Origin of the sequence: Bradyrhizobium sp. AC87j1 (genome assembly GCF_002936975.1) — a bacterium.
GTDB lineage: Bacteria > Pseudomonadota > Alphaproteobacteria > Rhizobiales > Xanthobacteraceae > Bradyrhizobium > Bradyrhizobium shewense.
Genome location: NZ_PTFE01000040.1, coordinates 49,638 through 69,533 on the forward strand (window position 1 = coordinate 49,638; position 19,896 = coordinate 69,533).

The window sequence follows — 19,896 nt, forward strand, 5'->3', positions numbered from 1 at the left end:
TGCTGCGTCAGGGCACGCGAAGGCTACACCGGATCGAACGCGCGGATCGGCGGCAGATTGCCGGTGAACTTCTCCACCTCGACCACCGTCAGCTGCCCAGTGCAGCCTTGCGCGAACGACGAGGTCCCGATGTCGCGGGTGAGCACGTTCGGATTGCCGTGAACGCAGAGCGGTGCCTCGTCTTCGGGATCCATCGGATCGTACCAGGCGCCGGTCGGAAGCTGCACCACGCCGGGCGCGATGCCGTCGGTGACGTGGACTGCGGCGAGGCACGCACCGCGATCGTTGAACAAGCGGATGATATCGCCGTCCTTGATGCCGCGTGCATCAGCATCGCGCGGGTTCATCCGCGCGACCTCGCGGCCGCGATGTTTGGCCGCAATCGAGTGCCCGCCGAAATCGAGCTGGCTGTGCAGGCGCGTCACCGGCTGGTTGGCGACGAGGAAGCACGGCGCCCCGGGCTTGGGCATGTCGGTCTTGTCGAGCCAGACCGGATGTCCCGGACAATCCGCATCACCATGGCCGGCGATCTTCTGCGAGAAAATCTCGATGCGCCCGCTCGGCGTCGGCAGCGCGTGATTGACGGGATCCTCACGGAAGCGGCGCAACCGGCCGCCGTCATCGGGCTGCTGCGGCACGACCAGGCTGCCGCGCGCCCAGAACTCGTCGAAGTGAGGGGCTTCCAGGCCGCGCTTGGCGAGCGAGGCGCGGGTCGGCTCGTAGAGATGCTCGAGCCATTGCCGCGAGGTACGGCCCTCGGTGAAGGGTTCGCGGGCCCCCAAACGGTCGGCGAGATCGGCAAAGATGTCGTAGTCGTCGCGCGAAAGCCCGAACGGCTCGGCTATCTGGTGCATGGCCACCATGAGGGGGTCGTTGCTGGAATAGCCGATGTCCTCGCGCTCGAGCGTCATCGTCGACGGCAGCACGATGTCGGCATGACGGGCGGTGGCAGTCCAGGCAAGTTCATGCACGACGAACGTGTCGAGTTTCGCAAAAGCCTTGCGCAGGCGGTTGATATCCTGGTGATGATGGAAGGGATTGCCGCCGGCCCAGTAGACCATGCGGACGTCCGGATAGGTTCGCGTCTCGCCATTGTAGCGATAGGTGCTGCCCGGCTTGAGCAGCATGTCGGCGATGCGCGCCACCGGAATGAAATCGGCGACGCCGTTGCGGCCCTGGCCCAGTGTCGGCCCCGGCACGTCGTTGACGCGGCGGCCATAATAGCCGATCGCCCCGAGCGAATAGGCATAGCCGCCGCCGGGAAGGCCGATCTGGCCGAGCGCTGCAGCCAGAACCATACCCATCCACACCGGCTGCTCGCCATGCTCGGCGCGCTGCAGCGAATGCGAGACGGTGATCAGTGCGCGCTTTCCGGCGAGCCGGCGCGCGAGCTTGCGGATCGTCTCCGCCTCGACGCCTGAGATCGCGGCAGCCCATTCGGCATGCTTTGCCTGCCCGTCGCTCTCGCCGGTGAGGTAGCGCAGGAAGACCGGCCATCCCTCGGTGTAGCGATCGAGGAAGGCCTGGTCGTGCAGGCCTTCGCTGACCAGCGTGTGGACGAGGCCGAGCATCAAGGCGGTGTCGGTGCTCGGCACGCAGGTCATCCACTCCGCACCGGCCTCGACGGGCAGGTCTTCGCGAAGCGGGCTGACCAGGATGAACTCGCAGCCGCGCTTGCGGGCCGCGGCCATGGCGCCGCGCTCGACATGCTTGCTGATCGAGCCGCCGGCCACCATGGAGTTCTTCAGCGCCATGCCGCCGAAGGCCAGCACGATGTCGGTGTGATCGGCGATCTGCTCCCAAGTGACGTTGCGCTTGGTGATGTCCTCATAGCCGGCGAGGATTTGCGGCAGCAGCACCGAGGACGCGCCGGAGGAATAGGAGTTGACCGAGCGCACATAGCCGCCCATCGCGATGTTGAGGAAGCGATGCACCTGGCTCTGGGCGTGATGAAAGCGGCCGGCGCTCGACCAGCCATAGGAACCGCCGAACACGGCGCCAGGCCCGCGGGTATCGCGGATGCGCGACAGCTCGTCGCCGAGCAGGTCAAGCGCCTTCTCCCAGCTCACGGAGACGAATTCGTCGCGGCCGCGGCGGTCGTCGGGGCCCGGCCCCCGCTCGAGCCAGCCGCGGCGGATCGCCGGCTGGGAAATGCGCGCCTGATGGCGGAGCGCACCGGGGAAATTGTCGATGATGCCGTTCGGATCGGGGTCGCCCGCATAGGCCCTGACCTCCAGCCCGGCCGCGCCCTGACGCGCGGAAAACACGCCCCAATGCGAGGTGTGCGGCTTGAAGCCATCCGACAGGTCGAGACCGGGATCGGGGAAGCCAATCGTATCGTCCATCATCTGATCCTTGTTCCGGCGTCGGCCTGCTAATCGGGTGGTAATATACCGATCCGATCCTGAGGTCGTCGAGATCAGCGTTGACGGAAACGCTGGGCTGCCCCGCGTGAAACCAGAGGTCGTTGCAGAAGACGTTCGCCCAAGCCCGGAGCTGGCGGCCGCACCGCGAGGAACGAAAGCCTCAGCGGTCTCAAAGGTGCCGCGGAGCCCCCGGATCTATGTGATCACAACTATTCGACGGGCGCTTGAAGGGGGACCACGACAGTTTGGCTTCGGCCAAAGCCGCCCGAGGCGGCATCACTCGCCTGCGCAGCAATCCACCAACAGCTGCCAGATCCGCTGCGCCTCGCGTCTCTCGTGGCTCTCCGTCACCTTCTCGGCGCCGGACTGACCATAGCCGGCGATGGCGCGCGCTTCACGCGGCACGATCCACCGTTCCGAGATCGGGTCGTACCATTTTCCGATGTTCATCTCAGTCACGGCGATCGACTCACAAATTTTCCAACGTTCGAGCGATGCACCTCCCGCGGCCTCATGCGAACCATTCGGCGGCGCGTCGCTCAATTTACCAATCGGCGGCGCGTACGATCGTTCCACCGGCTGCATCATCCCGGCCGGGCCGGATGAAGCGTACGCGGGTGCCGCTCGTGCAGCAGCCGTGCGAGCTCCTCGCGCTCGGTCTCGCGTCCCTTCATGGCGGACTCGAACAGCGCTTCCTGGATGTCGCGAGGCATGTCGCCCCACACGTCCATCGCCGCGCGTCCGAGCAGGCCTGCAAGATGATCAACTCCATCGCTCATTCGGCTCTCCTGATCTGCACACGGGAATGGAACAGCTGCGGCCGCGCAGCGTTCCAGTGTCATCATTGTGAAAGGAGTGGTCTTTTTATGGGATTCTTCACCAAGGACATCAAATCGATGGAAGACCTGCTGCTGCACGGGCTGCAGGACATCTATTACGCGGAGCAGCAGATCCTGAAGGCGCTGCCCAAGATGATCGACAAGGCGACCAACAGGGATCTCGCCGCCGGCCTGAAGGCTCATCTGGACGAGACCAACAAGCAGGTGGCACGGCTCGACAAGGTGTTCGCCAAGCTCGGCAAGGAGCCCTGCGGCACGCAGTGTCCGGCCATCGACGGCCTCATCGAGGAAGCCGACGCGACCGCCGGCGAGATCGAGGACAAGGCCGTGCTCGATGCCGCGATCGTGGCCAACGCGCAGGCCGTCGAGCACTACGAGATGTGCCGCTACGGCACGCTGATCGCCTGGGCGGAAGAGCTCGGCCACGACGACATCGTGCGCTTCCTCACGACCAATTTGAACGAAGAGAAGGCGGCCAATACCAAGCTGAACACGGTGGCGCTCCGCAAGGGCGTCAACGCCAAGGCGTCCAACGCCGCCTGATCGATCTGCTGACCAGGACGTGGCAGCCCGGCCTCCGGCGCCGCCACGGTTCACGTGCTCACAACGCGACGAGGCGCCTTCAATCAGATGAACGGCTTTCCACCGGTGACGGCCAACGTCGCCCCCGAGGTATAGCTCGAGAGCGGATCGGCCAGCATGACATAGGCCGTTGCAAGTTCGGCCGGCTGGCCGGCGCGCTGCATCGGGACCTGCTTGCCGAAATTCTCGACCCTTTCCTCCGACATCGTCGACGGGATCAGCGGCGTCCAGATCGGACCCGGAGCCACGGCGTTGACCCGAATGCCCTTCTCGGCCAGCATCTGGGCCAGTCCACCCGTGAAATTCTGGATGGCGCCCTTGGTCGTGGCGTAAGCCAGCAAGGTCGGGTTCGGCATGTCGGAGTTCACCGACGCCGTGTTGATGATCGCAGCTCCCGGCTTCATATGAGGGACGGCGGCCTTGGCCAGATAAAACATGGCGTGGATGTTGGTCTCGAACGTGCGCTGCCACTCCTCGTCGCTGATGTCGGCGATGTCCTTGAACGTGGCCTGGTGGGCGGCATTGTTGACGAGGATATCGATCCCGCCGAGCTCCTCGACGGTGCGACGCACGACGGACCGGCAGTGCTCGGGATTGCGGATGTCGCCGGGAATCAGGACGACCTTGCGTCCGGCCTGCTCCACCAGCGCCTTGACGTCGGCTGCATCCTCGTCCTCGTTCAAATAGGAGATGACGATGTCGGCGCCTTCTCGCGCATAGGCGATCGCGACCGCGCGGCCGATGCCGCTGTCACCACCGGTGATGAGCGCCTTCTTTCCGGCCAGACGCCCGGCGCCCTTATAACTCTCCTCGCCATGATCGGGACGTGGATTCATCGCACGCGTCGAACCAGGCATCGGCTGCTGTTGCGAAGGATAAGGCGGCTTGGGGTATTCGATCATGGACAGCTCCAGCAATTTGCTCCGCTAACGGAGCCCCGCCGGAAGCGTTCCTGTGACCGCCTGTTGCACCGCGGAACCATTTGCGCCGCACCATTCAAAAATGAGACTGCCCGTCAAACCAAAGGAGGCGCCGACGCATGCACCGCATCCGACTTCGGTTAGCTTTCCCATCAAAGCCGCGGGCTTTTCGAGAGCCACGCGGCGACAAAAGACGACACACAGGGAGGAGCACAATGTCGAAATGCAGTGTGGGACTGCTCGCGCTGAGCAGCTTTTTTCTTTCAACCGCAGCGATCGCCCAGGAAAAGATCAAGGTGGGCGTGACCGCAACCCTCGAAGGCACCTACACGGTGCTCGGCGAGGACGGCATGCGCGGCCACCAGACGGCCCTCAACGTCCTGGGCAAGAAGGTCGGCGACAAGGAGCTCGAATTCATCGTCGCATCGACCGATGCAACGCCGGACAGCGCGGTGCGCGCCGTGCGCAAGCTGATCGAGCAGGACAAGGTGCAGATCCTGCTCTCCCCGCTCTCTGGCGACGAGGGCATCGCGGTGAAGAACTTTGCAAAAACCCATCCCGAGCTGACCTTCATCAACGCGGCCTCCGGCGCGCAGGAAACGACCTATGTCGATCCCGCCCCGAACTTCTTCCGCTACAACATGGACGGCGCGCAGTGGCAGGTCGGCCTCGGCAAATACGCCTTTGAGGAAAAGAAGTATCGCAAGATCGCGACCGTGGGCGAGGACTATTCCTTCATCTACACGCAGGTGTTCGGCCTCGTGCTCGAGTTCTGCGGCGCCGGCGGACAGGTCACCAACCGGCAATGGGTGCCGCTCGGCACCAAGGATTTCGCCTCGGTAATCGCCGCACTGCCCGACGATGTCGACGCGATCTATCTCGGCCTCGGCGGCGCCGACGCCGTCAACTTCCTCAACCAGTACCAGCAGGCCGGCGGCAAGGCGCATCTGATGGGCGGTTCGATCATGATCGACCAGACCATCCTGTCGTCCAAGGGCAACGCCAAGAACGCCCTGGTCGGCACCATCGCGGCGAGCGGCCAGGCCGACACGTGGGAGGACCCGGGCTGGCAGAAATTCGTGAAGGCCTATCAGGACGCCTTCCCGCCGAACAAGCGCTTCCCGAGCCCGTCGCTGCTGGCCACCAACTATTATGACTCGACCATGGCGCTGATCCTGGCGCTGCGTCAGGTCAATGGCGACCTCTCCAACAACCAGGCCAAGTACAAGGAAGCCCTCGCCAAGATCGAGATCGATGCGCCGAACGGCAAGATCAAGCTCGACTCCAACCGCCAGGCGATCGGCACCAACTTCGTCACCGAGGTCGTCGACGACGGCAAGGGCGCGCTGTTCAGCAAGGTCGTGAAGGTGATCCCGAACGTGAATCAGACGCTCGGCTACGACCCGGCCGTATTCTCCAAGATCGGGCTGCCGAGCCGCACCGTGCCGGAATGTAAGAAGTACTGACGCATCACCTCCGCGATGCACAACCCGGGGAGCGACTTGCTGACGCGGTCGCTCTCCGCTCTTGCAATCCCGTCGGCGTTGTTGAACGCTGAGCGAAAAGACAAGAACATTCGGGAGGGGAAGGCATGAGCCGTGCGCTCGCCGTCTTCCACGGCCGGTTCGGCCGGGCGACGGTTTATCAGTTGAACCGCCCTTTCAATATCCACGCCCATCGTGAAGGTCATCTGATCTTCCATGTTGGCGGCATCCCCGCATGCATCGACGTCTCCGACGGTCACCACGATCTCAACGAGACGTCCGTCGTCGCGGTCAATCCCTGGGAGCCGCATAATTTCCTGCCCGCCGATCTCGACGGCGGCGCGATCTTCTTCGTGCTCTACGTCAATGCCGAATGGTTTGCCCCCGATGCCTCCGGCACCCACCGGATGCGTTTCGGCCGCACCCAGTTCCGGCGCACACCGGCGCTGGACAAGCACATCAGGCGGACCGCCGCGCTCGTGTGCGGCGCACCATCTCTGTCCAGCCTGGATTCCGAGCTGCGGCGGCTGATCGACATCTGCTACGACGAAAGCTGGCAGCAGGCCGAGATCGCGCGCGATCCACGCGCAAACGGCTCCGTCACCGATTTCCGCGTGCGCAAATGCATCAAGATGATGTCGGAGAGCCCCGGCGCCGAGATCGAGCTCGATACGATCGCGCGGGAATCAGGACTGTCGCGACCGCATTTCTACCGACTGTTCCGCGTCCAGACCGGCGTGACGCCGAACCTTTATCTCAACACGCTGATCATGGAACATGCGCTCGAAGCGCTGGTGGCAAGCGAGACGCCGATCGCCGATATCGGCTTCGATCTCGGCTTCTCCTCGCAGAGCGGCTTCACCCGCTTCTTCGCCGCCAATGTGGGGATGGCCCCGACCGATTACCGTCGCGCGGCCAAGATTTTGCGCGCCTGAGCCGCGCGAAAAGATACTCACGATCAAACGTCGCCCTCGCAGCCCCGCTAGGATGTGGGCAACGCGATCCCGAAAGAGGGTCGCGACCGACGGGAGCGCGCGTTCATGGTGAGGCTAGCAGTCGCTGCAAGCCTGTCTGACCTGCATTCGGTGGACCTCCAGCGCGGGGCCTGGATAGGCGGGCTGCGCACATGAGCCGCTTTGTCGAACGCCATCCGGCCTGGGCGCTGATCTCGATCATTGCCATTGCGGTCGGGCTGTGGCTGGTCTTCGCGGTCTGGCCGCCGGGCCTCGAAGAGGCCATCGGCCGCAAGCGCGTCTTCCTCAACGCCGTCTTCAACGGCATCACGCTCGGCGGACTCTACTTCCTCGTCGCCAGCGGCTTCACGCTGATCTTCGGCCTGATGCGCAACGTCAACCTCGCGCACGGCTCGCTCTATCTGTTCGGCGGCTATGTCGGCTACGCCATCAGCACGGCGACCGGCTCCTGGCTGCTCAGCTTTATTGTCGCCTTCATCCTCACCGCCCTGGTCGGCGTCCTGCTCCAGTTGATCGTGTTCCGCCGGATGGAGGGACAGGACCTCAGGCAGACCATGGTGACGATCGGGCTTTCGATCGTGTTCGCCGATCTCATGCTGTGGGCCTGCGGCGGCGACTTCTACCAGATCCAGACGCCGAACTGGCTGATCGGCCCCATCGAGCTGCCGCTGGTCACGGCGATCAAATCCTCGGGCGAACCGGTCTATCTCCGGTATCCCCTGGTGCGGCTGGTGATCTTCGCTGCCTCCGTCGTGATCGGCGTGGCGATGTGGCTCGCGCTCAATCGCACCCGCGCCGGCATGATCATCCGCGCCGGCGTCGACGACCGCGATATCCTCGCCGCGACCGGGGTGCGCATCCAGCTCGTCTTCGTGGCGGTGTTCGCGTTCGGTGCGGGACTTGCGGGCATCGCCGGCGTCGTCGGCGGCACCTTCCAGTCGTTATCCCCGGGCGAGGACATCCGCTTCCTGCTCGCCTCCCTCGTCGTCGTGATCGTGGGCGGCATGGGCTCGATCCCCGGCGCGGCGCTCGGCGCGCTGATCATCGGCCTCGCCGAGCAGCTCGGCTCTGTTTACATCCCGACCTATGCCATCGTCGTGACCTTCCTGATCATGGTGCTGGTGCTGGCGATCCGGCCGCAAGGCCTGTTGGCGAGGCGCTGACATGTCGCTCGCCCACGATGCCCGCGTTGCCGTTCGCCCCGCCGATGTTGCGCAGCGCCCGGCGCGGACATGGCCGGAGATCAACAATCCCGCCGCCTGGATCGTCGCAGTCATTCTCCTGATCATGCCGCTGATCGCGAGCGGCTTCTTCCTGATCGAGATCTTCGCGACCACGCTGATCCTCGGCATCATGGCGCTCAGCCTGATGTTCCTCGCGGGCTATGGCGGTATGGTCAGCCTGATGCAGCTCACCATCGCGGGCTTCTCGGCTTACATGGTCGCCGTGTTCGGCGTCAGCGGCAACGCCAATATCAGCCTGGGCTGGCCGTGGTGGCTCGCGGTCCCCATGGCGCTGGCGCTGGCGACCGCGTTCGGCACGCTCGGCGGCGCCCTCGCGGTGCGCACCGAAGGCATCTACACCATCATGATCACGCTCGCGATCGGCGCTGCCTTCTATTATTTCACCAATCAGAACTGGGCGATCTTCAACGGCCATACCGGCATCAACACAGTGGCGACGCCGCACTTCTGGGGCGTGAACTGGCGCGCCGACATTCCCTTCTATTACGTCGTGCTCGCGGTCGCCGCGCTCTGCTATTTCGCCGTCGAATATCTTTCGCGCGCCCCGTTCGGCCTCGCCCTTCAGGGCGTGCGCGACAATCCCAGGCGCATGGCGGCGCTCGGCTTCAACGTCAATGCGCACCGCGTCGCCGCCTATGCCTTCGCCTCCTTCGTGGCCGCCCTGGCCGGCGTCCTCCAGGTCTGGAACTACCGGCAGATCTCGCCGGGCTCGGTCAGCGTCGGGGCCTGCATCGACGTGCTGATCATCGCCGTCGTCGGCGGCATCACGCGTCCGATCGGTCCCTTCATCGGCGCGTTGATCTTCGTGCTGCTGCGTACCTTCGCGCTCGACTTCCTGGTCAGGCTCGGCCTCGACGGCAACCGCTTCCGCCTGCTGATCGGGCTCGGATTCCTCGCCATCGTGTTCTGGTCCTCGGACGGCGTCATCGGCCTGTGGCAGCGCTGGCGCCAGAGCCGGCGACCGGCTGCAAATCGACCGGGCGGAGGACGCGGCCATGGATAGCGTCGCGCAACGCCTCTCGGCCGTCGGCGCCGGCGCCGCACTGGAGCTGCGCGGCGTGACGCGGTTGTTCGGTGCGCTCGCGGCGCTGACCGACGTCACCATCACCGTACGCCCCGGCGAACGCCGCGCCGTGCTCGGCTCCAACGGCGCCGGCAAGACCACGTTGTTCAACTGCATCACCGGCGACTTCGCGCCCTCCTCCGGCACCATCCGCTTCTTCGGCGAGGACGTCACGCATTTCCCGCCCTATGAACGCATCCGCCGCGGGCTGCGCCGGACCTACCAGATCTCGGCGCTGTTTCCCGGCCTCACCGTGCAGGACAATGTCTATCTCGCCTGCCGCGGCGTCTCGCGCGGGCGGTTCTCGTTGCTGCGGCCGGGGCAGAACGATGCCTTGATGCATGCGGCCGACAACCTCGTCCAGGCCGTGCATCTGGCCGCCGTGAAGGACCAACGCGTGGCGGAGCTCGCGCACGGCCAGCAGCGCCAGCTCGAGATCGCGCTCGCGCTCGCCGGCGCCCCGCGCTTCGTCCTGTTCGACGAGCCGGCCGCGGGCCTGTCCCCCACCGAGCGGGCCGAGCTGATCGAGATCCTGACCTCGCTGCCGGCGCATATCGGCTACATCATCATCGAGCACGACATGGACGTCGCCTTGCGCGTCGTCGAGAGCGTCACGATGATGCACAACGGCCGCATCTTCAAGGAGGGCCTGCCGGAAGAGATCCAGTCCGACCCCGAGGTGCAGGAGCTTTATCTCGGAGGCGGCCATGAATGAGGCCCGCCGCTCTGCCGCCGCGCTCGAGGTCCGCGGGCTCGACGTCTATTACGGGCACTCGCACGCCCTGCAGGGCGTCGACCTCACGCTGGAGAGTGGCGTGTTCTCCGTCGTCGGCCGCAACGGCATGGGCAAGACCACCCTGTGCAAAGCGATCATGGGGCTGGTCGGCGTCAGCGGCGGGTCGATCCGTGTCCGCGGCGAGGACATCACGCGGCGGCCCTCCGCCCAGATCGCCCGGCTCGGCGTCGGCTACGTGCCGCAGGGACGCCGCCTGTGGCGCTCGCTCAGCGTCGACGAGCATTTGCAGCTGGCCGGCGGCATGCGCTCCGGCGCCTGGACGGTCGAGCGCATCTACGACACCTTCCCGCGCCTCGCCGAGCGTAGGGATCACGGCGGCGGCCAGCTCTCGGGCGGCGAGCAGCAGATGCTGGCGATCTCGCGCGCGCTGCTCACCAATCCGCATCTGTTGATCATGGACGAGCCGACCGAGGGGCTTGCGCCCGTCATCGTGGCGCAGGTCGAGGAGATGCTGCTGCGGCTCGGTGAGGACGGCGACATGTCCGTGCTGGTGATCGAGCAGAATATCGGCGTCGCCACCGCGGTCTCACGCAACGTCGCGATCATGGTCAATGGCCGCATCAATCGCATCATCGATTCCGCGCGGCTCGCCGCCGACCGCGAGCTCCAGCAACGCCTGCTCGGCGTCGGGCTTCACGCCGAGCTCGAGCCGGATCTCGAGATCGCAACGTCCGGCCCGGACACACAACCGGTGCCGGCGCCGCGCCGCGGCGGGCCGATCCGCATCTACGTCTCCAACCCGACGCTGCCGACGCGATGGTCGCAGCCGGTGCCGATCGCCCGCATCGAGGCGGCAGCGCGCACGCTCTCGACGCAAGTCGCGCGGCTCGACGAGACGGCGCGGCGCAAGCGCGAGCCGATGGCGGCGCAAACCGCCGGCCCGCCCGTCGTGCTGGTCGTCGGCACGCTCGACACCAAGGGCCTCGAGCTGCGCTTCATCCGCGACATCATCGCCGAAACTGGCCTGCGTACGCGGCTGGTCGACGTCTCGACCAGCGGCAAGCATTCCAGCTGCGATGTCTCCGCGCAGGAGATCGCCCTCAACCACGGCCGCGGCGGTGCCGCGGTATTCGGCCCCGACCGCGGCGCGGCCGTGACCGCGATGGCCGACGCGTTCGCCAGCTGGCTGCGGCGCCAAGGCAATGTCGCCGGCGTGATCTCGGCCGGCGGCTCGGGCGCGGCGTCGCTGGTTGCCCCCGGCATGCGCGCGCTCCCGGTCGGGGTGCCGAAGCTGATCATCTCCTCCGTCGCCTCCGGCGATGTCGGGCCCTATGTCGGCCCGGCCGACATCACCATGATGCACTCGGTCACCGACGTGCAGGGGCTGAACTCGATCTCGCGCGCGGTGCTGGCCAACGGCGCCCATGCGCTCGCCGGCATGGTCAAAGCGCGGCTGGACGCGCGCGCCGCGACGGCGCGGGAGGCCGGCGGCCTGCCGTCGGTCGGCATCACCATGTTCGGCGTGACGACGCCGGCGGTGCAGAAGATCGCTGCCGAGCTGCGCGACGATTTCGAGTGCCTGGTCTTCCATGCCACCGGCGTCGGCGGCCGTTCCATGGAGAAACTCGTCGAGTCCGGCCAGCTCGCCGGCGTCATCGACCTCACCACGACGGAGGTCTGCGATCTCCTGATGGGCGGCGTGTTTCCCGCAACCGAGGACCGCTTCGGTGCGATCATCCGCACGCGTATCCCCTATGTCGGCTCGGTCGGCGCACTCGACATGGTCAATTTCGGCGCGCCCGACACCATTCCCGAGCGCTACCGCGGCCGCAAATTCCACGTCCACAATCCGCAAGTGACGTTGATGCGGACGAGCGTGGAAGAGAACGAGCGCATCGGCCACTGGATCGGCGAGCGCCTCAATCAGATGGACGGCCCGGTGCGCTTCTTCCTGCCCGAGGGCGGCGTCTCCGCACTCGATGCGCGGGGCCAGCCGTTCTGGGATCCGGACGCCGATGCCGCGCTGTTCCGCACGCTGGAGCGCACCGTGCGGCAGACCGGCAATCGCCAGCTCATCCGCACGCCCAAGAACATCAACGATCCCGACTTCGCCGCCGCCATCGTCGGTGCGTTCCGAACCCTGTTCGGCCGCACCGGCACGCGGCGGAGACTAGCGAGGTGAGCGATGCCAAGGTTTGAACGCGCAGCACTTCTGAGGCGGTTCCGCGAGATGGCGAAGCGCGGCGAGCCGATCGTCGGCGGCGGCGCCGGCACCGGCCTGTCAGCCAAATGCGAGGAGGCCGGCGGCGTCGATCTCATCGTGATCTACAATTCCGGACGCTACCGCATGGCCGGACGCGGCTCGCTCGCGGGCCTGATGGCTTACGGCGATGCCAACGCCATCGTGCTGGAGATGGCCGGCGAAGTGCTGCCCGTGGTCACGAGGACGCCGGTGCTCGCGGGCGTCAACGGCACCGATCCGTTCCGCGACATGGACGCGTTTCTCGACCAGCTGAAGGCGCTTGGTTTCGCAGGCGTGCAGAACTTTCCGACCGTCGGCCTGATCGACGGCACCTTCCGCGCCAATCTCGAAGAGACCGGCATGTCCTACGCGCTCGAGATCGACATGATCGCCAAGGCGCACGACAAGGACATGCTAACGACGCCCTATGTGTTCAGCGAGAAGGAGGCCGCCGCGATGGCGATCGCCGGCGCCGACATCGTCGTCTGCCACATGGGGCTGACGACCGGCGGCTCGATCGGCGCGCAGACCGCATTGAGGCTGAAGGACTGTCCGGCGCAGATCGACACCTGGGCCTCCGCCGCGCTCAGCGTCAATCCCGACATCCTGGTGCTGGCGCATGGCGGCCCGATCGCGGATCCCGCCGACGCCGATTTCATCATGAAGAACACGCGCCATTGCCACGGCTTCTACGGGGCCTCCTCGATGGAGCGGCTGCCCGTGGAGCGGGCGCTGACGGAGCAGGTACGTCAATTCAAGGCGATCGGCGCGCGATAACGCCTGAAGGTTCGAGGGAGGAAAAGATGTCGGGGATGTTGGTCGGTGAATTGATCCTCTGGCTGATCGTCGCGATCGTCGTGATTGTGGTCGGCGTCTATATCGTGAACTGGCTCTACCATCGCTCCTCCAAGGAGACCTCGTTCGTCCGGACCGGTTTTCTCGGCGAACGCGTGGTGATCAATGGCGGCGCCTTCGTGCTGCCGTTCATCCACGATTACACGCCCGTCAACATGAACGTGCTGCCGATGGGCATCGTTCGCTCCAGGCAGGATGCCGTGATCACCCGCGACCGCATGCGCGTCGACATCGAGGCCGATTTCTATGTCCGGGTGCAGCCGACCCGCGAAGCCGTCTCGATCGCGGCGGCGACGCTCGGCCGCCGCACCATGGAGCCGGGGCAGCTGCATGCGCTGCTCGCCGGCAAGTTCATCTCCGCGATCCGTTCGGTCGCCTCCGAGATGACCATGGAGGAGATGCACGAGCGGCGCGGCGACTATGTTGTGCGGGTCAAGACCAATGCGGCGGAAGCCCTTGCCCAGAACGGCCTCGAGCTTGAATCGGTCGCCATCACCGATCTCGACCAGACCGATCTCGAATTCTTCAACCCCTCGAACCGGTTCGACGCCGAAGGCCTGACCCAGCTGATGCAGGACATCGAGGCCAAGCGGAAGCTGCGCAATGACATCGAGCAGGACTCGATGATCAAGATCCGTGCTCGCAATCTGGAGGCCGAGCGGCAGGCGCTGGAGATCGAGCGCGAGAGCGAGACCGCGCGCCTGGAACAGGAACGCGACATCGAGATGCGCCGTGCGCTTCAGCGCACGGAAGTCGCACGCGAGCGGGCGCTGCGCGAGACCGAGGCCGAGCAGGCGCAGATCTCCGCCCGCGAAGCCATCGAGCGCGCCCGCATCGCCAACGACCAGGCGATCGCGGAGGCCCGCATCGCCTCCGAGCGCGAGACCCGCCAGAAGGAGATCGAGCGGACCCGCACCATCGAGGAAAAGGAGCTGCTGGCGCGGGAAGAGATCGAGAAGACAAGGATCGCCAACCAGCGCTCGATCGACACCACGCGGATCGCATCCGAGCGCGACGTTCGCCAACGCGAGATCGAGCGGATGCGGACCGTCGAGGAAGCCGAGATCGCGGCGCGCGAAGCGATCGAGAAGGCGCGGATCCAGCAGGACCGCGTCGTCACCGACGCCCGCATCGCCAACGAGGAGGAAACGCGCCGCCGCGAGATCGAGCGCACGCGCGCCGTCGACGAGGCCGAGATCGCCGCGCGCGAGGCGACCGAAAAGGCCCGCATTGCCCAGACGCTGATCGTCAATGTCGAGCGCATCTCCTCAGATGAACGCACCCGCGCGCTGGAGATCCAGCAGGTGCGCACCATCCAGGAGGCCGAGATTGAGGCGCAGCGTGCGGTCGAGGCCGCCCGTATCGCCCGCGAGCGGACGCTCGCCGCCGAACGCATCGCCGCCGAGCAGAACACGCGGCAGCTGGAGATCGAGCGCAACCAGGCGCTGGACGTCGCCGGCATCGCCGCGCGCGAGACCACGGAGGCGAGCCGAATCGCTCAGGAGGAGCGCGTGCGCTCGCTGGAGATCGCCCGCAACCGTGCCGTCGAGGAGGCCGACATCGCCTCGCGCGAGGCGATCGAGGCGGCCCGCATCGCACAGGAGAAGGCGGTTGCGGCCGAGCGTATCCAGGCCGAGCGCGACACCCGTTCGCTCGAAATCGAGCGCACCGGCGTGCTGGAGGCGGCGGAGCTGAAGCGGCGCGACGCCATCGAGCGCCAGCGCATCACGGTCGATCTGGCGCTCGAGGCCGAGCGCATCAATTCCTCCAAGAAGCGCGAGGTGCTCAACATCGAGCAGAAGAAGGCGATCGAGATCGCCGACGAGGACCGCGTCATCGCGCTGTCGACCAAGAAGTCCGAGCGGATCGATGCCGACCGCCAGGTCCGGCAGGCCGAGATCGTCGCGCGCAAGGAGGTCGAGACCACCGACGTCTCGCGCGAGCAGGCGCTGGAAGCCGCCCGCATCGAGCGACGCCGCTCGATCGAGCAGCTCGAGGTCGCCCGCGTGCAATCCTTGCAGGAGGCCGAGATCGCATCCCGCGAGGAGGTCGAGCGGGCGCGCATCGCATCGGACCGCGGCCTCGACGAAGCCCGCGTCGGCCGCGAGCGCGAGCTGCGCAAGCTCGAGGTCAACCGCGAGAAGGAGGTCGAGACCGTCCTGATGGAGAAGGCCATCGCCATCCATCTGAAATCTCTGGAGGAGTCCGCCGCCAAGGCGTCGGCCGAGGAAGCGCGGATGCGCGCGACCGAAGCCACCGAGCGCGTCATCACCGCGCGCGAGAGCGAGATCGCCAAGCGACGCAAGACGGTCGAGGTGCTGATCGCCGAGAAGCAGGCCGAGGAGACCCGGATCGCTGCGGAAGCCGAGCGCGTGCGCGCCGCCGTCGAGGCGGAAGCGCAGCGGATGCTGAACGAGGCCGAGAACGTGCTGACCGATCAGGCGCGCTACTCGCTGTTCCGCCGCAAGCTGCTCGACCGAATCGAGGGCATCGTCCGCGAGAGTGTCAAGCCGATGGAGAAGATCGAGGGCATCCGCATTCTCCAGGTCGATGGCCTCAACGGAAACGGCCACGGCGGCAATGGCGGCCGCAGCGCCACCGACGAAGTCATCGACTCCGCCCTGCGCTATCGCGTCCAGGCGCCGCTGATCGACTCGATCCTGTCGGACATCGGCGTCGAAGGCGGCAGTCTCTCCAAAATGCCGGGCCTGATCCGCGAAGCCCGTGACATGCAGGGGATCAAGGAGTCAGCGCGCAAGAGCGGCGGAGGCGGAGGTGGCGGCGACAAGCCGGCGGCGTCGCCGGCCCCCTCGGCCGAAGGTGGCGAGCCGCCGGCCGAGCGCGGGCCAAGGAAGAAGAGCTGAGGTCGCGCCATGGCTCGCGTCTACGTCTCCACCGTCGTCAATGCCCGCAACGACCGCGTCTGGGCGCGGGTGCGCGATTTCAACGGCTTGCCGAACTGGCATCCGGCCATCGCCGAAAGCCGTATCGAGGGCGGCGAGCCCTCGGACAAGATCGGTTGTGTGCGGGATTTTCGCCTGCGCAACGGCGACCGCATCCGCGAGAAGCTGCTCGGCCTCTCCGACTACGACATGTTCTGCACCTATTCGATCCTGGAATCTCCGATGGGTGTCGAGAACTACGTCGCGACCCTGCGGCTGACCCCCGTCACCGACGGCGACCAGACCTTCATGGAATGGACCGCCGAATTCGACTGCGCGCCGGAGCGTGAGGCCGAGCTCGTGAACAATATCGGCGGCGGCGTGTTCCAGGGCGGGTTCGATGCGCTCAAGCGCGTGTTCGGAGGCTGACCGTGCCGCATATCGTCAAGAGCACGATCCTGGACGCACCGACCGATGCGGTGTGGACCGTGCTGCGCGATTTCAACGGACACGATCGTTGGCATCCGGTTGTCGCGACGTCCTCGATTGAGCGCGCGCAGTCTTCCGACAAGATCGGCTGCATCAGGCGGTTCAAGCTCAACGACGGCTCCGAGCTGCGCGAGCAATTGCTGGCACTGTCGGACCTGGAACAGTCCTTCAGCTATTGCCTGCTCGATACGCCGGTGCCGATGTTCAACTACGTCGCCCATGTCCGGCTGCTGCCGGTCACCGACGGCGACCGCACCTTCTGGCACTGGGAATCCCGCTTCACCACCAAGCCGGAGGATCGCGACCGCATCACCCACATGGTCGCAGAAGACATTTACCAGGCCGGGTTCGACGCAATCCGCCGGCATCTGAGGGAGGCCGCATAGTCATGGCCGTGACAGTGAAGACGTTTGCAAGCGCCAGCGAGGCGGCAGGGGCATTGTCCTCGGACCGCACCGCGCGCTATCTCGGCGGCGGCACGCTGGTGATGCGGGCATTGAACGAGGGCGATGTCGCGATCTCGACGGTGGTCCGCGCCCAGGACCAGGCGCTGACCCGGATCGAGGCCTCGGGGCCGCGCATCACGCTCGGCGCCGGCGTCACCTTCGCGCGCGTCCTTGCGGAGCGGGACCTCGCCTTCCTGCATGCGCCCGCCCGTTCGATCGGCGGTCCCGCCGTGCGCAACATGGGCACGGTCGGCGGTAATCTCTTCGCGCCCAGTCCCTATGGCGATTTCACCGTCGCGCTGCTGGCGCTCGATGCTACCGTCGCCGTCGCCGGCGGCTTTGGTTCACGCGACACCCCAATCGAAGAGTTCTTGCAGGCGCGCGAACGGCAGGCCGGAACCCTGGTGCTGTCGGTCTCCTGCACACGGCCGGCGAGCAGCGAAGCGTTCCGCTATCGCAAGATCGCACGCATCAAGCCGAAGGGCGGATCGGTCATCACGCTTGCGGCGCATCTGCCGGTCAGCGGCGGACGGATTGCGGGCGCCCGGATCGCGCTGGGATCAATGGCGCCGACCCAGATCCGCGCCCGCGCCGCCGAGCGCGCGCTGGAGGGCCGCTCGCTGGATGCCGCGACCATCGCGGCCGCCGCATCCGCGGCGACTGAGGGAACATCACCATCCGACAACGCGCTCGGCAGCGCGTGGTATCGCCGCGAGATCGTCGGCGTCCATCTGCGGCGCCTGCTGTCAGGCCAGGATTAGAGCCCATGTCCAAGATACCCCTGCAATTTCGTCACAACGGTCGCGAGGTCGCGATCTTCGTCGATGGCGGCACCAATCTCCTGGTGGCGCTGCGCGAGCTGATCGGCGACATGACGCCGAAATTCGGCTGCGGCCAGGGTGGCTGCGGCACCTGCAGCGTGCTCATCGATGGCGAGCTTCATCTCTCCTGCCTGACGCTGGCGGAGACGGTGGCCGGCCGTTCCATCGAGACGCTCGACGGCATGAAGCAGGGCCCGAACCTGCACCCGCTGCAGCGCGCCTTCGCGGACCATTTCGCGGCCCAGTGCGGCTATTGCACGCCGGGGATGCTGATGGCTGCCAAGGCTCTGCTCGACCGCAATCCCTCGCCGAGCCGCGACGAGGTCATTGAGGCCATCTCGGGCAACATCTGCCGCTGCACCGGCTATGAGCCGATCATCAATGCCATCCTTGCCGCCGCGAGCGGCCGTGTCAGCGCCTGAGGTAGATCATGCTGGAACTGCGCAAGGACATCTTCGCCGACGAGCGCGACGATAACCTCAAGGAAATCGGCAAGGGCACCCAGCGCCAGGACATGCTCGGCCATGTCACGGGCACGTCGAACTACTTCAACGATCACAAGCTGCAAGGCATGCTGCACCTGAAGGTCGTACGCTCGACACAGGCCCATGCAAGGATCCGTCGCATCGATACCACCGAGGCCGAACGCTCGGCCGGCGTACGCCGCATCATTCGCGGCACCGATGTGCCGGTTAACCTGAACACGCTTCTCAGCCTGATCAACTTCGGCAAGGATGACGAGCCGTCGCTGGCGGTCGACAAGGTCCGCTACAAGGGTGAGCCGATCCTCGCCATTGTCGCCGACAGCGAGCGTGAGGCGTTCGAGGCCATCGCGAAGGTCAAGGTCGACTATGAGCCACTCCCGGCTGTGTTCGACGTCGAGGATGCGCTGAAGCCCGGCGCGCCCGTGGTTAATGAGACCTATCCGAAGAACGCCTTCATCTATCACGACGTCTACGATCACCAGCGCCTACGCTTCGGCGATGCCGACGCCGCGCTCGCGAGCGCCGACCACGTGCTGGAGCAGCGCTACCAGATGTCGCCGATCGAGCACGCCCCGACTGAGACCAACGGCGCGATTGCGGCGCCCGACACCAATGGCCGCTACGTCGTCTACACCTCGACCCAGGCGCTGTTCTTCTCGGTGGACACCTGCGCCAAGATTCTGGACGTGCCCTCCAACACGTTCCACTTCATCGGCGGCACCGTTGGTGGCGGCTTCGGCGGCAAGGTGGACACCCTGACCGAGCCGCTCGCCATCCTCGGCGCCATGCTGACAGGGCGGCCCGTCCGCTACGTGTTCGGGCGCGAGGAGGAGATGCAGTACGGCCCGCCGCGCGGCGCCGAGCGCATCTACATCAAGGACGGCGTGATGCGCGACGGCCGCATCGTCGCGCGCAAGATCCGCGCCTATTTCGACAGCGGCGCCTATACGCGGCTGTCGAGCTATGCCGCCGTGAAATGCGCCGCCCATCTGCCGGGACCCTACACCATCCCGAACGTCTATGGCGACGTCTACTGCGTCTTCACCAATCGCACGCCTGCGACCGCCATGCGCGGCTTCGGCGTCACCGCGATGGACTTTGCAATCGAATGCCAGATGGACAAGCTCGCAAACCTCGTCGGCATGGATCCGATGGAGTTTCGCATTCTCAACGCCTATCGCGACGGCGACATGAAGGCGCACCGGCGCGAGGCCAAGAACACCGCGCTGATCGAATGCGTTCAGGTCGCTGCCGAAAAGGCCAAATGGCCGATCCGCGACGAGTTCAAGCGCGCCTCCTCGCGCAAGGACGGCGGCGGCAGCCGCGCTGCGATCCCGCCGACACCGACGGAGTCGCGCGCGCGGCCCGCGGCGCCTGCACAGCAGCGCACGAGCTATGACCGTGCGCCGGTGACCGCGACGCGGGAACCGCCGCGCGAGCCGCCTCCGCCGCCAACGACGCCGCCGCC

At 66.2% G+C, this 19,896-nt stretch carries 18 protein-coding genes; 14 read left to right on the forward strand and 4 right to left on the reverse strand.

All coding sequences use genetic code 11. The features are described from left to right. Nucleotides 1-23: 23 nt before the first annotated feature. The 3 genes from CV770_RS21135 to CV770_RS21140 all read right to left on the reverse strand — a co-directional run bounded on the left by CV770_RS21135 (nt 24) and on the right by CV770_RS21140 (nt 3,145). A complete protein-coding gene (locus CV770_RS21135; RefSeq protein ID WP_104463708.1) occupies nt 24-2,345 on the reverse strand; it encodes a molybdopterin guanine dinucleotide-containing S/N-oxide reductase in 2,322 nt (773 codons plus the stop codon). Nucleotides 2,346-2,642: 297 nt separating this feature from the next. Next, nucleotides 2,643-2,954, reverse strand: a complete 312-nt coding sequence (locus CV770_RS41700; RefSeq protein ID WP_146101327.1) for a hypothetical protein — start codon at nt 2,952-2,954, stop codon at nt 2,643-2,645. Next, the gene (locus CV770_RS21140) at nt 2,951-3,145 is read right to left on the reverse strand and encodes a hypothetical protein (RefSeq protein WP_104463695.1); all 195 of its coding nucleotides are present in this window, start codon (nt 3,143-3,145) and stop codon (nt 2,951-2,953) included. Before CV770_RS21140 ends, CV770_RS41700 begins: the two co-directional genes overlap by 4 nt. Before the next feature lie 87 nt (nt 3,146-3,232). Between CV770_RS21140 and CV770_RS21145 the strand changes: the two genes are divergently transcribed. Further along, nucleotides 3,233-3,748: a YciE/YciF ferroxidase family protein gene (locus tag CV770_RS21145; RefSeq protein WP_104463696.1), complete on the forward strand. Its 516-nt coding sequence runs from the start codon at nt 3,233-3,235 to the stop codon at nt 3,746-3,748. A gap of 83 nt (nt 3,749-3,831) precedes the next feature. Here CV770_RS21145 and CV770_RS21150 read toward each other — a convergent pair whose 3' ends face one another. Continuing rightward, nucleotides 3,832-4,689: an SDR family oxidoreductase gene (locus tag CV770_RS21150; RefSeq protein WP_091962715.1), complete on the reverse strand. Its 858-nt coding sequence runs from the start codon at nt 4,687-4,689 to the stop codon at nt 3,832-3,834. 233 nt (nt 4,690-4,922) lie between these two features. Between CV770_RS21150 and CV770_RS21155 the strand changes: the two genes are divergently transcribed. The 13 genes from CV770_RS21155 to CV770_RS21215 all read left to right on the forward strand — a co-directional run. After that, the gene (locus CV770_RS21155; protein WP_091962719.1) at nt 4,923-6,173 is read left to right on the forward strand and encodes an ABC transporter substrate-binding protein; all 1,251 of its coding nucleotides are present in this window, start codon (nt 4,923-4,925) and stop codon (nt 6,171-6,173) included. 125 nt (nt 6,174-6,298) lie between these two features. Further along, on the forward strand, nt 6,299-7,126 hold the full coding sequence (locus tag CV770_RS21160) for a helix-turn-helix transcriptional regulator (RefSeq protein ID WP_104463697.1): 828 nt from the start codon (nt 6,299-6,301) through the stop codon (nt 7,124-7,126). A 191-nt stretch (nt 7,127-7,317) separates the two neighbouring features. Further along, nucleotides 7,318-8,328, forward strand: a complete 1,011-nt coding sequence (locus tag CV770_RS21165; protein ID WP_028143760.1) for a branched-chain amino acid ABC transporter permease — start codon at nt 7,318-7,320, stop codon at nt 8,326-8,328. Nucleotide 8,329: 1 nt separating this feature from the next. Beyond that, a complete protein-coding gene (locus CV770_RS21170) occupies nt 8,330-9,412 on the forward strand; it encodes a branched-chain amino acid ABC transporter permease (RefSeq protein WP_091962728.1) in 1,083 nt (360 codons plus the stop codon). Next, nucleotides 9,405-10,187, forward strand: a complete 783-nt coding sequence (locus CV770_RS21175; protein WP_028143762.1) for an ABC transporter ATP-binding protein — start codon at nt 9,405-9,407, stop codon at nt 10,185-10,187. Before CV770_RS21170 ends, CV770_RS21175 begins: the two co-directional genes overlap by 8 nt. After that, nucleotides 10,180-12,390, forward strand: coding sequence for an ABC transporter permease (locus CV770_RS21180; RefSeq protein ID WP_104463698.1), 2,211 nt, complete (start codon nt 10,180-10,182; stop codon nt 12,388-12,390). The genes CV770_RS21175 and CV770_RS21180 overlap by 8 nt, the downstream gene beginning before the upstream one ends. A gap of 3 nt (nt 12,391-12,393) precedes the next feature. Next, complete coding sequence (locus tag CV770_RS21185; RefSeq protein ID WP_104463699.1) at nt 12,394-13,227, forward strand: phosphoenolpyruvate hydrolase family protein; 834 nt, start codon at nt 12,394-12,396, stop codon at nt 13,225-13,227. Nucleotides 13,228-13,253: 26 nt separating this feature from the next. Next, complete coding sequence (locus tag CV770_RS21190) at nt 13,254-16,169, forward strand: flotillin family protein (RefSeq protein ID WP_091962739.1); 2,916 nt, start codon at nt 13,254-13,256, stop codon at nt 16,167-16,169. 9 nt (nt 16,170-16,178) lie between these two features. Continuing rightward, a complete protein-coding gene (locus tag CV770_RS21195) occupies nt 16,179-16,616 on the forward strand; it encodes an SRPBCC family protein (RefSeq protein WP_060735681.1) in 438 nt (145 codons plus the stop codon). A gap of 2 nt (nt 16,617-16,618) precedes the next feature. Next, a complete protein-coding gene (locus tag CV770_RS21200) occupies nt 16,619-17,062 on the forward strand; it encodes an SRPBCC family protein (RefSeq protein WP_091962742.1) in 444 nt (147 codons plus the stop codon). Between the two features lie 2 nt (nt 17,063-17,064). After that, complete coding sequence (locus CV770_RS21205; protein ID WP_104463700.1) at nt 17,065-17,883, forward strand: FAD binding domain-containing protein; 819 nt, start codon at nt 17,065-17,067, stop codon at nt 17,881-17,883. A 5-nt stretch (nt 17,884-17,888) separates the two neighbouring features. After that, entirely contained in the window at nt 17,889-18,365 is a 477-nt protein-coding gene (locus CV770_RS21210) for a (2Fe-2S)-binding protein (protein WP_104463701.1), read from the forward strand. Nucleotides 18,366-18,373: 8 nt separating this feature from the next. Beyond that, nucleotides 18,374-19,896: xanthine dehydrogenase family protein molybdopterin-binding subunit (locus CV770_RS21215; RefSeq protein WP_104463702.1), on the forward strand; the 1,523-nt coding region annotated here is incomplete at its 3' end.